Source organism: Thiomicrorhabdus aquaedulcis (assembly GCF_004001325.1).
Classification (GTDB): domain Bacteria; phylum Pseudomonadota; class Gammaproteobacteria; order Thiomicrospirales; family Thiomicrospiraceae; genus Thiomicrorhabdus; species Thiomicrorhabdus aquaedulcis.
The window spans coordinates 643,605-657,093 of sequence record NZ_AP018722.1; the positions used below are offsets into that span (position 1 = coordinate 643,605).

Here is a 13,489-nt window from a genome sequence, read left to right on the forward strand (position 1 = left end):
ATTCGGGGTGTAGCGCAGCTTGGTAGCGTACTTGACTGGGGGTCAAGTGGTCGCAGGTTCAAATCCTGTCACTCCGACCATTCAAATCACGTAAAATCAACAACTTACCACTTAATTAACCGTTTAAATCGTGGCGATTTATGTATGCATAGGCATGTTAGTGTGGCGATTTTGTGGTGATTTATTTTTTTAGCGGCTCCATAAATAAACCGCTATACACTCTTGTCTACGCCTACATATTGCCAATATGGCTGTTCCACAGCGTGCCAAACAGCAGACTAAAAATAAGTCCGGTTGCAACCACTATGTACCAATATTGTCTTATTTTTTATCATGCGCCGACTCTTCATCGGGACGATCTTTAAAAAACACCACCAGCAACACAATGGCTGAAATAAATCCGGCCAGGTTGGCTAAATAATGGTTGTCTAATAACATGGCGGCCACGCCGAGCATTAAAATAACGGCGTAAACAACTAAAATAGCGCGCATGGTTTTTCCTTGTGATTGATGAACAATTTTAAATTAAGTGTAAAAATGGCTTTGTGAGATCTTTTTAGCCAGTTTTTGCAAAAAGCTATTGTAGTCAAATTACGTCGACTTTTTGCGCTAAGTTACTTGTTTGGAGTTTTTATGAATGAATTAAATGAAATATATAAAATTTGCGTTTATGTGCCTAACAGTCATCTTGACCAAGTTAAAGATGCGTTATTTAAAGCCGGTGCCGGCAAGATAGGCCATTACGACTGTTGTGCATGGCAAGTTTTAGGGCAGGGGCAATTTAGAGCCTTAAAGGGTGCGACACCATTTTTGGGGCGCGTAGATGCGTTACAAACGGTAGACGAATACCGTGTGGAATTAGTGTGCAATGGCGTGCATATTCATGCGGCGGTTAAAGCATTATTGGCGGCACACCCTTATGAAGAGCCGGCGTACGACGTGATTCCGATGGTGAATGTAAGTGATTTGCGCTAAAAAGACGATGTGTTGGCTGGCTTAAGTATATTGTCATACTTACATATAAGAATTTGTTGATATGACCATACTCTTATATTAAGATGGCAGCGTTGTTTCATTACAACACTCCTCTAAAAGAGCTAAGATTTTTCCGTTTTTGGGATAACCCAGTCAACTTTATGTTGATTGGGTTTTTTTTTGCCCGTTTGCGCGGGATGCGCAAACTCTGTTTTGCCTGCAAACAAACCGTTCTTAATTTAGCAACACGGTTTGTTTACTTGGGTTATGAGTTTAGTGTTATGGGTGAGCAGGTGCGCTGGGCAGTGCTTTTGGTTCGTCTTTAGGGGCTTCAAAGCTCATAAGTTCAATGGTAAACAGCAGGGTTGCGTTGGCACCAATGACGTCGCCAGCTCCTTTTTCAGCGTAAGCTAAGGCGGCAGGAATGGCAACTTCCCATTTTGCGCCCGGGCTCATCAGTTTAAGGGCTTCGCCCCAGCCTGGAATGACGTTGTTCATTTGAAACTTTAATGGAGTTCCACGGGTATACGAGCTGTCAAATTCAGACCCATCAATTAATGTACCGCGGTAGTGCGCCACAATAATGTCGGTTTCTTTGGGAGATTCGCCTTTGCCTTCGGTTATAACTTTGTATTGCACGCCACTGGGCAGCACTTTTACACCGTCGGCTTTGGCGTTTTTAGCCAGGTAAGCAGTGCCTTCTTTGAGATTTTTTTCGCCAGCCAGTTTTTGTGCGGCTTGCTGTTTTTCCATAATGCTCTTTTTGACTTCGCTAATTGCGGTCATCATCTCTTCTTCGGTCAGTTTTAAGGCGCGATTGTTTAGCACGTCTTCCATACCAGCGGTTAGGGCTTTTACGTCAATGTTTAAGCCTTGCTTGGTGAAGTTTTTAGCTAAGTCGGTACCTAGTGTATAGCTGGCACGCTGTTCGTTAGTTTTAAGTGCGCTGTCGGCAGCCATTGCGGTTTGGGCAAAGGCCATGCTTAACGAAATTAACAGTAGTTTTTTCATTGTGTTCTCTTGGTTTTCTATTGGTAAGGTTAAAAAATCTCACCAGGCCTGGTGAGATGTGTGCTTTGGTAAAGGTCTTATTTGGCTAAATTGTCTAAATATTTTTCGGCGTCTAGAGCGGCCATGCAACCCGTGGCTGATGAGGTAATGGCTTGTTTGTAGTGCTGGTCCATTACATCACCGGCCGCAAATATGCCTTTTCTGGATGTTTGCGTGGTGTTGCCTTTTCGGCCACTTTTAACGTGAAGGTAGCCGTTTTCCATCTTAAGCTGGTCGGCAAAAATACCAGTATTAGGGGTGTGACCAATGGCGATAAACACCCCAGCTACATCAACGTCTTTGCTTATTCCTGTGGGCAGATTGTTTAAACGCACACCGGTAACGCCCATTTTATCGCCTAGAACTTCTTCGAGCGTGCTGTTAAATTCAATTTTAATGTTGCCGTTTTGAGCTTTTTCGAGCAAGTGTTTGGCCAGAATTTTTTCACACGAAAACTGGTCGCGTCGGTGCACAATGGTGACTTCGGCGGCAATGTTAGACAGGTAAAGTGCTTCTTCAACGGCGGTGTTGCCCCCGCCAATTACGGCTACTTTTTGGTTGCGATAGAAAAATCCATCACAGGTGGCACAGGCCGATACGCCTTTACCTTTAAACGCTTCTTCAGAGGGTAGGCCTAGATATTTAGCGGAAGCACCTGTGGCAATAATTAACGCATCGCAAGTGTATTCGCCCGCGTCGCCGATGAGTTTAAAAGGACGTTTTTTTAGGTTGGCGGTGTGAATGTGGTCAAACAAAATTTCGGTGCCAAAGCGTTCGGCATGTTGTTGCATGCGTTGCATTAAATCGGGTCCGGTTAAGCCTTCTGGGTCGCCTGGCCAATTGTCCACTTCGGTGGTGGTGGTAAGCTGGCCGCCTTGTTGCATTCCGGTGATGATAACGGGTTCAAGATTGGCACGCGCGGCATATACGGCGGCGGTATAACCGGCAGGCCCAGAGCCCAAAATAAGTAACTTGCAATGTTTTGTAACCATCTTTGCATCCTTTTGTTTTTATGTTGCTTTGAGTGAAACAGCGTGAGGCTTAAATCTAATCGATTTGAAGGTTTTGAGTGTGCTAAAATTTTAGCAGTTTTTAGGCGCAAAACGATACTTTCGATACTTTAAGTGGTTTAAAACCCATTTGGATGTGCTTATTTATTTTGGAACCTATAAAGCTTTTTCTTTGAGAGCCCTATCTTTGGTGACGTAAAGTCCACTCAAACCCATAAGTGAAAACGAATTAACCCATGTCTTTTAAAACGCAAAAGCTTGTTACGCCTGCTCAAAACCAACACAAATTAAACAGTAAACCTGCTGTGCCTGAGTCTGCATCGGGGATGATTGTGCCCTGGCATCGCTTCGCCTGGATTTTAAAAGACGGCGTGGTGCTTAGCTGCATTGGTTTGGGGTTCTTTTTGTTTTTGGTGTTGTTTAGCTATCACCCAAGTGATCCAGGATTTGATTCGGCCGGTGGCGCTTTGGCCGTGCAAAATTATGGCGGAGCGACGGGTGCTTGGTTAGCGTCCATGATTTTGTATTTGTTTGGATTTTTTGGATTTTTAGTTCCATTTGGTATTTTGTTGGCCGGCTGGGTTACTCTTAAAATCCGCAGCGGAAACGAGTTGGATTACCTTCGTTTTATTGTAAGTTTGTTGGGCTTGTTGCTCATGATTACTGCGGGGGCAGGCCTGGCTAATTTATACGCCAACCCTGATTTAGACGGCATAACACTGCCGTATTCGGCGGGAGGGGTTTGGGGTTACGAACTTAGCAATTGGCTGGTGTCCGAAATGGATTTATTGGGCACTACTTTGTTTTTACTGGTGGCGTTTGCGTTGGCCATGAGCATGTTTAGCAGTTGTTCGTGGATGACTATCATTGAAGGCACTGGCCGAGTGACCTATTGGTTGGTTGACAAAGTCTTGCAACATTTTAAATTGCGCGAAGTGTATTTAGAGCAAATGCAGGCGCTCATGGCGCGCACTAAGCGTCGTTATGAAGGGTTTCATCAGCGGGCTATTGAAAGGCGCAATCAGCAGTATCGCCTTGATAATCCGTTGGCGACAGGCGAACAGGCTGAACGGTTGTTGAGCGAGCGCATGACGTTTATAGAAGTGGTGGTGTCAACTTTAAAAGCCTTGTTATCCGAGCCTTGGCGCCGCACATTAAAGTCCAATATTAAAAAAGCTGCATTAAAGCCCGCAGCGGTAGAGCTTAAGGAACAGCCCATTGAGCAAGCACATTTGGCGCAATTAAACCCAAATGATGAAAGTGTGGCCGAGCTGCCACGCAACGATTCGGCCAGTATGTTAGTCGATCAATCAGCGTTAGAGGCGGTTGCGGCCAAAGCTGAAACTCAAACAGCGTTAGATGAATCGAGTTTGTCGGTGGTCGTTAATAAAAAAGCTGTGGTTCATCATGTGTCGCCTAATGTGCAAAACGCACCGTTAATAAACGGTGGTGGAGCGTTGCCCAGTTTAGAGTTGTTAAGCCCTGTGCCGGTGTACGACGAAGGCTTTAGTCAGGCCGATTTAACCGCATTGTCCGAGCTGCTAGAGCAGCGATTGTTGGAGTTTGGTGTGTCGGTTAAAGTGGAATCGGTGCAACCAGGTCCGGTGGTAACACGTTTTGAAATTTTGCCAGCACCCGGCGTTAAAGTGAGTCAAATTAACAACTTAGCCAAAGACTTGGCTCGCGTATTATCAGTGCCATCGGTGCGCGTGGTGGACGTTATTCCCGGCAAAGCCGTGGTGGGAATTGAAATCCCTAATGAACAGCGCGAGATTGTTAGTTTTAGAGATGTGTTGTCGTCCAGCGAGTTTCAAAATGCCACGTCGCCTTTAACCATCGCCTTGGGCAAAGACATTGCCGGCAAACCCGTGGTGGCCGACATTGGCAAAATGCCTCATTTATTGGTGGCGGGTACCACAGGGGCGGGTAAATCGGTGGGCGTAAATAGCATGATTTTAAGCTTGCTGTACAAAAGCACGCCCGAAGAAGTGCGTCTCATTATGGTAGACCCTAAAATGTTGGAGTTGTCGATTTACGAAGGCATTCCGCATTTGCTGACACCCGTGGTAACCGACATGAGTGACGCGGCCAATGCCTTGCGCTGGTGCGTGTTTGAAATGGATCGCCGCTACATGCTTATGGCCAAATTGGGGGTGCGTAACATAGCGGGCTACAACTTAAAAGTGAAAGATGCCATTGATAAAGGCGAGCCTATTATTGACCCCATGTATCAACAAGCCGCCAATTTTGGTCATAATGTGGGCGAGATTCCGCCTACTTTAGAGACATTGCCCTACATTGTGGTGGTGGTGGACGAGTTTGCCGATATGATTATGGTGGTGGGTAAAGAGGTTGAACAGCTGATTGCGCGCATTGCCCAAAAAGCCCGTGCAGCCGGAATTCACCTGGTATTGGCCACGCAACGCCCGTCGGTAAACGTGATTACTGGGTTAATTAAAGCCAATATTCCCACACGTATTTCGTTTATGGTGAACACTAAAATTGATTCGCGCACCATCTTAGACCAAGGCGGTGCTGAACAACTGCTGGGCATGGGCGACATGTTGTTTATGCCGCCGGGTTCGGGCAATCCGCGTCGGGTACACGGCGCGTTTATGAGCGACGAAGAGGTGCATAAAGTCGCCAACTTTGTTAAGTCGCAAGGTGCACCGCAATATTTAGAAAGTATTACCAAAGGCATTGGCGGGGCAGACAGCCCAGGCACCGATTACGATGACGCCGAAAGCGATGCGCTGTACGATGAAGCGGTAGAGTTTGTCACCCACGGCCGCAGAGTGTCTATCTCGTCGGTGCAGCGGCGTTTTAAAATAGGCTATAACCGCGCAGCACGGATTGTCGAGGCGATGGAAGCCGCCGGCGTGGTGTCTACTGCTGGCGCCAACGGCAATCGCGAAGTGTTGGCGCCTAAGTCACACGAACATTAAATTAGATTCACTTTATTTTACGGTCATGTTTACCAAAAAGGACGCTTTAAATATTATGCAAACCAAAAAACCTCTGTTTTCTTCGCTTAAAACCAGTCTATTTAACGGGCTGTTTGCCGTGTTGGGCGGCGTCATGTTAAGCGTGAGTTTGTCCGCTTGGGCGGGTACTGAGCACGAATTGCAAAATTACGTCAATCAGCTTAAAACCTTTGAAGCCGATTTTGAACAAGTCCAACCCGACGAAGCGCGCTTTGAACTTAACCAATCGTTTGGGCATTTTCAGCTCAATCGCCCTGGTCAGTTGGTGTGGCAATACAGCAAACCCAATGCCCAAAAAATTGTCGTCGATGAGCAAAATTTATGGGTCTACGACCTCGATTTAGACCAAGTGTCGGTGCGTCCCATCGAGGATGTAAAAGCCGAAATTCCCTTGAGTTGGCTGTTATACGACGAAGCCATTGAAAAGCGTTTTACCATTATTGACGCCGGTTCGCGCAATGGCATGAGCTGGTACAACCTAGCGCCCAAACAAGCCACTTATTTTCAGAGTATTGAAATTGGTTTAAAAAACGGCGAGATGACCGAGGTGTGGATGTACCAAAATGCCGATAACGTCACTAAAGTTAAGTTTAAAAACATTCAATCCAATCAGGTGATTCCGCTGACTAATTTTCAATTTAAATTGCCCGCAGGCACCGATTTGGTGGGTGAGCCGCAGTAATGACGGCCACCCTGTCTGCCGACATGCCGTCTGACGAGCGTATGCCAAGTTCATCCAGTTCACCCAGCGCATCGGGGTATCAACCCTTGTCGGATCGACTGCGCCCGCAAACCTTGGCCGACTTTGCCGGGCAAACGCATTTATTGGGCGCCAATCGCGCCTTAAGCCGGGTGTTTGCCTCGGGATTATTGCATTCCATGATTTTTTGGGGGCCGCCGGGCACCGGTAAAACTACTTTGGCGCGGCTCATCGCCCAGCAGTCGGGTTTGCAATTTATTAGTTTGTCGGCGGTGTTAGACGGGGTAAAAGCGGTGCGTGCCGCCTTAGAGCAAGCCCGCGCGCATCGCCAGCAGACTAACGTAGGCACCGTACTGTTTGTGGACGAAGTGCATCGCTTTAACAAAGCCCAACAAGACGCATTTTTACCCTTTGTAGAAGACGGCACGTTTGTGTTTATCGGGGCGACCACCGAAAATCCGTCGTTTGAGCTAAACAACGCCCTGCTTTCTCGTGCGCGCGTGTATGTGTTACGCAGTTTAGACCAGGACGAACTGGCCAACGTACTGGAGCGCGGTCGCTTGCGGTTAGAGCACGACCGCCAAAATTTGGACGCGCAGTGTGCTTGTCAATTTCACATTGAACCCAAAGCGCAAACTCTGTTAATTGAGGCCGCCGATGGAGATGCGCGGCGTTTGTTAAATACGCTGGAACAAGCGGCCGACTTTGCGCACGCCTTAGACAGCAATCAACCAGGCCTGGTCACTTTGCAATGGCAAGATTGTTTAGAGGTGATTCAAGGCGGCGTGCGTCGGTTTGATAAGGGCGGCGAAGCGTTTTACGACCAAATTTCAGCCTTGCACAAGTCGGTTCGTGGCTCTGACCCCGATGCCGCCTTGTATTGGCTGGTACGCATGTTAGACGGCGGAGTAGACGCGCGTTATTTGGCGCGTCGTTTGGTTAGAATGGCCAGCGAAGAGATTGGCAACGCCGATACCAAAGCGTTGCAATTGGCGCTCAATGCCGCCGAGGCGTACGAGCGCTTAGGCTCGCCCGAAGGTGATTTGGCACTGGCGCAGGCCGCTGTGTATTTGGCGGTTGCGCCCAAGTCTAATGCGGCGTACATGGCGTATAAAGCAGTCTTGGCCGACATTAAATCGCAGCCCTCTCTTGAGGTGCCGTTGCATTTACGCAATGCGCCCACCGCCTTAATGTCGCAACTGGATTACGGCAAGGGCTATCGGTACGCGCACGATGAGCCCGAGGCCTTCGCGGCAGGCGAGTGTTATTTTCCAGATGATATGCCGCAAAAAACCTATTATCAGCCGGTAGAAAGAGGGTTGGAAATTAAAATTTCCGCTAAAATGCGCTATCTTCAACAATTAAATCAACAGGCTACGTTTAAACGACGACGTTAACGCGTTGACCAGGCCTGGTTAAATAAAAAAGTGACACACTTGTAAACAACACATAACAAGAGCAAGCATATGACAGGGTTAGGGTGGTTGGCCATTGCATTAGGGGGCGCGCTGGGAGCGATGGCGCGTTTTGCCATGTCGCACCAAGTTTATCAATGGCTGGGGCGCGACTTTGCCTGGGGCACGCTGTCTGTAAACGCTTTGGGCTCATTTATTATGGGGCTGGTGGCGGTGCTCATGATTGACAAGTTTGCGCTGTCTATTGAATGGCGCGCCTTTGTGATGGTGGGGTTTTTGGGGGCGTTCACCACGTTTTCGAGTTTTTCATTTGAAACCATGCAATACATACAAACCGGTGAAATGCATAAGGCCGCTTTTAACATCGCGCTAAGCGTGCTGGCCACTTTGTTGGCGGTGTGGTTGGGGCTATTGGTCGGACGGCAATTTTTAACGCAAACGTAAGTTGGGTTAAGTTACGAACTGTATAAACTCGATAAGTTATGCAAACTATTTAAATTATTCATTTTATTTCAACAAGTTAAAAACAGGTTAACACATTATGTTAGACGCAAAACGCTTAAGAACCGAACTCGATGACATTGCCGCGCAGCTACAAACCCGTGGATTTAGCTTGGACGTGGCTAAAATTAACGCTTTAGAAACCCAGCGTAAAGCCCTGCAAACCAACGCGCAAGAGCTGCAAGCTCAGCGCAACAGCAGTGCCAAAGCCATAGGCAAGGCCAAGGCCATGGGCGAAGACATCGCCCCTTTATTGGCACAAGTGGACGATTTGGGAAATTTATTAGACGCGGCCACTCAAGCCTCTGACGCAGTGCTGCTAGAGTTAGAGCAGATTTTTTCGGCCATTCCCAACTTGCCGCACGCCTCGACACCTTTGGGAGCGAGCGAAGAAGACAATGTAGAAGTCCGTCGTTGGGGTGTACCTGCCCAGTTTGATTTTGCGGTTAAAGACCACGTTGAATTGGCCGAACAGCGTGGCTGGTTTGACAACGACGCAGCGGTTAAAGTCACCTCGGCACGGTTTTCGGTGTTAAAAGGCCCTATGGCCAAGTTGCAACGCGCCTTAACTCAATTTATGTTAAACACCCACACGCAACAACACGGTTACGAAGAGGTGTACGTGCCGTATTTGGTGAATCAAGACAGTTTGCGCGGCACCGGGCAACTGCCTAAGTTTGAAGCCGATTTGTATAAAATCAGCAAAAACGACGAGCACGACACCTGCGACCGCGAGCTGTATTTAATTCCAACGGCCGAGGTGCCTATTACCAATTTGTTTCGCGATGAAATTGTGGACGAAGCGCAATTGCCCATCAAAATGGTCGGACACACGCCGTGTTTTCGTTCAGAAGCGGGGTCTTACGGTAAAGACACGCGCGGCTTAATTCGTCAGCACCAATTTGAAAAAGTCGAGATGGTGCAAATTGTGCACCCCGACCAATCGTATGCGGTGTTAGAAACCTTAACCGGTCACGCCGAAGCCATTTTGCAAAAATTAGAACTGCCGTACCGCGTTATGTCGCTGTGCCGTGGCGACATTGGCTTTTCGGCCGCCAAAACCTACGATCTTGAAGTGTGGTTGCCTGGCCAAAACACCTACCGTGAAATTTCATCGTGTTCAAATTTTGAAGACTTTCAAGCACGTCGCATGCTGGCGCGTTTTAGAGGTGCTGGGCAAACCAAACCGCAATTGGTACACACCTTAAACGGTTCGGGTCTGGCGGTAGGGCGCACCTTAGTCGCCATTTTAGAAAATTATCAAAATGCCGATGGCACCATTAGAGTGCCCACCGTGTTACAACCTTATTTGGGGGTTGATGTTTTGTAAAGGTTGCAGAACTGACCAGGCCTGGTTAGATTTTTAAAGGCTCGGTTTTAAAGTCGGTAAACAGCGTGTTCGCAAAGTCTATAATGCGGCCGTTTTTAATTTGTACGCCCTCGGACATCAATAACGCTTCTTTGGCGGGTGCACCAAACGCATAACCCCCTAACTGTCCATCGGCTTTAACCACCCGATGACACGGCACCACAACGGGGTTAGGGTTGCGGTTCATGGCATTGCCCACCGCTTGATACGCCTTAACGTTAAGCGCATGCGCCAAGGCTTGATACGTCGTGACGCGACCAACGGGAATTTGCAGTAATAATGCATAACATTGGGCATTAAAAGAGAGGTTTTGCATTTGACCAGGCCTGGTAAGTTTAAATTAGGTTTACATAAGGCTTAACATAAGGCTTAACATAATACCAATTAACGTGTGCTCACAACGCTAACAACAAAACTTTTATTAAAAAGCCCTAAAAGAACTTGCAATCTTCTTTTATAACCTTATAATACGCAACATCAAAACATTGGTGGACTGGCTGAGCGGTTTAAGGCGGCGGTCTTGAAAACCGTTGTGGGTTTGTAGCCCACCTGGGGTTCGAATCCCTAGTCCATCACCATATTCGACAATTAAGCCCGCTTACGCGGGCTTTTTTGTGCCTAAAATTCAGTAAAAGCTCGATATTTACGGGGTTTTGGCTGTATTTTGTTTTTTATGACGTTTAAAGGAAAATCATACAAGCACATAATAAACGGGGGTAAAATTGGATTAACCCTATAGATGCTTAAGATTTACACCCGTTTAAATAAAATAATTAGGGTCAGAGTCAATGCCATTAAGTTAAGGATTTTGGCATTGAAAATCTTGTGTTTCCCTAGTCAGCATCCGCGCGATAGCCGGGATTTCAAGCCGTTTAAAAAATTCACGCTTTCGCGGGAATAACAGTTTTTGGCTTAACTTAATGGCATTGGGGTCAGAGTAAAATTAAATAACTTTAATAATAAATGGATTGTAGTGTTTGCGGGGAAGTCTTGATTACAGTTTAACGTCCCTTGGCTGAGGTTGGGTAGGATGCTTGTTCGCAATTATGTTAACGCCGCCCTGCAACTGCGGGCGCGTAATTGAGGTGTGAAGCGGTCAAAACGGGGTTAAAAATGCAGTCTTATTTAGCTTTGTAGCTGTAAGGAGCAGGCTCAGTTGGTTGGCTGCTGAAAGTCTTAAAATCTTGAGCCAGCGCCTTTATTTGTAACTCTAACGTGGCATGCTGTTCATACAGGGCTTTTAAATGCACGTTCAATTCACTCAGTACATAATCGGTTTTTTCGGTTTTGCGCGTGTCGTTTATCACAACGGGAGTGACCGCTTTTTGTGGCATGCTTAATTGTGCTACACGCTGTTCAATGGTGTGCAGTGTTTTGGCTTGTGTGAGCATTTGGGCGTTAATTTGATTGAGTTTTTTAACGTGTTCAGCATCTAAACTTACCGTTGTTTGAGAGGGTAAAGTGGCTTGTTTAGCAAGCTTTTCGGTATTCTTTTTTGTTCGGCTTGGTTGGTTTGCAAGGTTTCAATTAACAGTTTTAGGGATTTAAATTGGGCTTTTTGCTCGTTTTGTAACGTGCTTAACGCCAGTGTAATGGTTTCTGTTGGGTCGTCTTTAGGCTGATTTTTGCTGTCTGTTGTGCTGTCAGTCTGTTTTTTTGCATCGGTTTTGATGTCTTCTTTTAGCGGTTCGGTTATTGGGTGCGGTGTGCTTGCGTTGGGTGTTTTTAGGCTTTGAATTTCATAGGTTAACACTTCTAGCATGGCTGACATTTCATCGATTTTTAGCGTGACTTGCTTTTGGTGCAACGTGCCTTCTGTTTTTATAATGTCCAGCACTTCTCCTTTGTAAAGCTCTTCTTTTTGGGTAAGGGCATAAAGTAAGTAACCAATAATAAACAGGCTCAGCACGCTAAACAATATGGCACTTGTTAGCATGATGGCAACACTGCCTTTAATTGATTTTATGTCGGCGTTGGCATTACGCAGTGCTTGACGCCAAGAAAAATTAGCCTCGCTTAGTTCAAGTACCTGTGCTTTTTGTTCGGCCGCCACTTTAAGCGTCGCTTCAGTGGCTTGATGGCTGTGTTGAGCGGCTTGTTGTGCTGTTTTGGCAGTTTCAAGTGCGGCTAGGTGAGCGTCCATTTTGATGGTCGATTGAGCCTGCCCAAGTGTGCTCTGATGCTGTGCAGACTGGTGCTGCTGTGCATCCAATTGCTGGGTAATTTCATCGAGCTGTTCAACCTCTTGAAGAAGGTCATCTACCATCTGACTCATACTGTGTCTGCCTGTTATTTTAAGTCTGCTAGTCGTGCTTCAATGCTTAGATTTATCTCTTTTAAGCGTTGGTTTTTTTCGCGAATTACATCAAGTTGCTGGGTTAATTCGTCTAATGAAAATTCATTTTCAAGCCCGGTTTCGTTTAACGAATAACCGGCTTTTTGAGCGGTGTTAAACGCTCGTTCGGCGGCTGCAAAGGTTGCTTCAATGGCTTTTTGCGTTCGTTCGGCCGATGCCTGAGCTTTAGCGGTGGTCGCCAAAGCGAGTTGCGTGGCTTCTTGTGCCGATTGCACGACTTGTTGTGCTAGTTGCTGAGCGTGCTGATCAATACCAATAGCGGTTTCCATGATGGATACGGCGTGAGCGGTTTGCTCTATTAAGGTACGGTCTTCGGCGTTTGTATTATCTTGGCTAAGCTCGGCAACTGCAGGGATAGCTTCATGAGTTAGTTCATTGGTTGATTGATTGGACGATTGATTAGTTGATGTTTCTGCCAACGTCATTTCAAGTAGCTCATAGTCTTCATTAGTTTTGTCGTCTAACGCTAAATCTGAAGTTACCAGGCCTGGTGAATCTGTTGTAAGGCTGTTTTCAACGTCTGTTTTGGCTAAGCTATCGTCATGAGCCTCATCTAAAGCCACGTCCATATCATCTAAATCATCAATATCATCAGTTACATTTATATTTTCTTGTGCTGTTGGTGTAGAGGTAGACTCGATTTCGATTTCGTCATTAAGCGAATCGGCAAATTCATCTTCTAAGCTGTCGGGTAGGGTTTCTAGCAACGCCGTATTGGTCAAAGAAGAAGTGGATGGATTGTTTTGTGTAACTGAATTTAATAGAGCATCAATGTCAAAATCATCATCGCTGTTGTCTTCATTGTCATCTAGCTGTGCGATTTCATTGGTGATTGGGACAGATATGTCGGCGGTGGTTTCTTTTTCGGCGCTGACTTGCGCCATTAGCGCGTCAATGTCGTCTAAATCTAAAATATCGTCTTGAGCGTTGTCTGGCAATTCGCCCATCATGCTCAGCATTTCTTGTGTGGCTAAATCGTCTTTTTCTAAGTTGATTGTGGACATTATGGGCTACCTCGCAGCGTGAAATGACAGATTGGTCATCCTAAATAAGGACAGGTGCATGAGTGGGTTGTTGGTTAAAAATGGTTAAATTTAAGCCCGAACTCTTTCATGCAAAGGTCGCAAAC

13 protein-coding genes and 2 tRNA genes are annotated in these 13,489 nt (G+C 46.6%); 8 read left to right on the top strand and 7 right to left on the bottom strand.

Features of this window, described 5'->3' with window-relative positions; translation table 11 throughout:
* Nucleotides 1-3 precede the first annotated feature (3 nt).
* A tRNA-Pro gene (locus tag EP181_RS02850) sits at nucleotides 4-80 on the top strand.
* Between the two features lie 241 nt (nucleotides 81-321).
* Here EP181_RS02850 and EP181_RS02855 read toward each other — a convergent pair.
* Nucleotides 322-492, bottom strand: coding sequence for a hypothetical protein (locus EP181_RS02855; protein WP_232023488.1), 171 nt, complete (start codon nucleotides 490-492; stop codon nucleotides 322-324).
* Nucleotides 493-633: 141 nt separating this feature from the next.
* Between EP181_RS02855 and EP181_RS02860 the strand changes: the two genes are divergently transcribed.
* Nucleotides 634-975 (top strand): YqfO family protein, encoded by a 342-nt coding sequence (locus EP181_RS02860; protein WP_269471148.1) that lies wholly within the window; start codon nucleotides 634-636, stop codon nucleotides 973-975.
* A gap of 279 nt (nucleotides 976-1,254) precedes the next feature.
* Here EP181_RS02860 and EP181_RS02865 read toward each other — a convergent pair whose 3' ends face one another.
* A complete protein-coding gene (locus EP181_RS02865; protein WP_127470322.1) occupies nucleotides 1,255-1,986 on the bottom strand; it encodes an FKBP-type peptidyl-prolyl cis-trans isomerase in 732 nt (243 codons plus the stop codon).
* 77 nt (nucleotides 1,987-2,063) lie between these two features.
* Nucleotides 2,064-3,017, bottom strand: coding sequence for a thioredoxin-disulfide reductase (trxB, locus tag EP181_RS02870; RefSeq protein ID WP_127470323.1), 954 nt, complete (start codon nucleotides 3,015-3,017; stop codon nucleotides 2,064-2,066).
* A 254-nt stretch (nucleotides 3,018-3,271) separates the two neighbouring features.
* Here trxB and EP181_RS12185 point away from each other — a divergent pair, with 254 nt between their 5' ends.
* The 5 genes from EP181_RS12185 (at nucleotide 3,272) to serS (ending at nucleotide 9,965) form a co-directional block, all read left to right on the top strand.
* Entirely contained in the window at nucleotides 3,272-5,980 is a 2,709-nt protein-coding gene (locus tag EP181_RS12185; RefSeq protein WP_269471149.1) for a DNA translocase FtsK, read from the top strand.
* Nucleotides 5,981-6,035: 55 nt separating this feature from the next.
* Nucleotides 6,036-6,701, top strand: coding sequence for an outer membrane lipoprotein periplasmic chaperone LolA (gene lolA, locus EP181_RS02880; protein WP_127470324.1), 666 nt, complete (start codon nucleotides 6,036-6,038; stop codon nucleotides 6,699-6,701).
* Between the two features lie 41 nt (nucleotides 6,702-6,742).
* Nucleotides 6,743-8,116, top strand: a complete 1,374-nt coding sequence (locus tag EP181_RS02885; protein ID WP_127471742.1) for a replication-associated recombination protein A — start codon at nucleotides 6,743-6,745, stop codon at nucleotides 8,114-8,116.
* A gap of 69 nt (nucleotides 8,117-8,185) precedes the next feature.
* Nucleotides 8,186-8,578, top strand: coding sequence for a fluoride efflux transporter CrcB (gene crcB / locus EP181_RS02890; RefSeq protein WP_127470325.1), 393 nt, complete (start codon nucleotides 8,186-8,188; stop codon nucleotides 8,576-8,578).
* Nucleotides 8,579-8,675: 97 nt separating this feature from the next.
* The gene (serS, locus tag EP181_RS02895; RefSeq protein ID WP_127470326.1) at nucleotides 8,676-9,965 is read left to right on the top strand and encodes a serine--tRNA ligase; all 1,290 of its coding nucleotides are present in this window, start codon (nucleotides 8,676-8,678) and stop codon (nucleotides 9,963-9,965) included.
* Between the two features lie 25 nt (nucleotides 9,966-9,990).
* Here serS and EP181_RS02900 read toward each other — a convergent pair whose 3' ends face one another.
* Nucleotides 9,991-10,320 (bottom strand): MGMT family protein, encoded by a 330-nt coding sequence (locus EP181_RS02900; protein ID WP_127470327.1) that lies wholly within the window; start codon nucleotides 10,318-10,320, stop codon nucleotides 9,991-9,993.
* A 171-nt stretch (nucleotides 10,321-10,491) separates the two neighbouring features.
* Between EP181_RS02900 and EP181_RS02905 the strand changes: the two genes are divergently transcribed.
* A tRNA-Ser gene (locus tag EP181_RS02905) sits at nucleotides 10,492-10,582 on the top strand.
* A gap of 543 nt (nucleotides 10,583-11,125) precedes the next feature.
* Here the strand turns inward: EP181_RS02905 and EP181_RS02910 are convergent.
* From EP181_RS02910 to EP181_RS02920, 3 genes are read right to left on the bottom strand one after another with little or no spacing between them, the layout of a single operon-like run.
* Nucleotides 11,126-11,395 carry a hypothetical protein gene (locus EP181_RS02910; protein WP_127470328.1) on the bottom strand — a complete coding sequence of 90 codons (270 nt, stop codon included), beginning with the start codon at nucleotides 11,393-11,395 and terminating at the stop codon, nucleotides 11,126-11,128.
* Nucleotides 11,396-11,442: 47 nt separating this feature from the next.
* Complete coding sequence (locus EP181_RS02915) at nucleotides 11,443-12,279, bottom strand: hypothetical protein (RefSeq protein ID WP_127470329.1); 837 nt, start codon at nucleotides 12,277-12,279, stop codon at nucleotides 11,443-11,445.
* Nucleotides 12,280-12,293: 14 nt separating this feature from the next.
* Nucleotides 12,294-13,364: a hypothetical protein gene (locus EP181_RS02920; protein WP_127470330.1), complete on the bottom strand. Its 1,071-nt coding sequence runs from the start codon at nucleotides 13,362-13,364 to the stop codon at nucleotides 12,294-12,296.
* Nucleotides 13,365-13,489 lie beyond the last annotated feature (125 nt).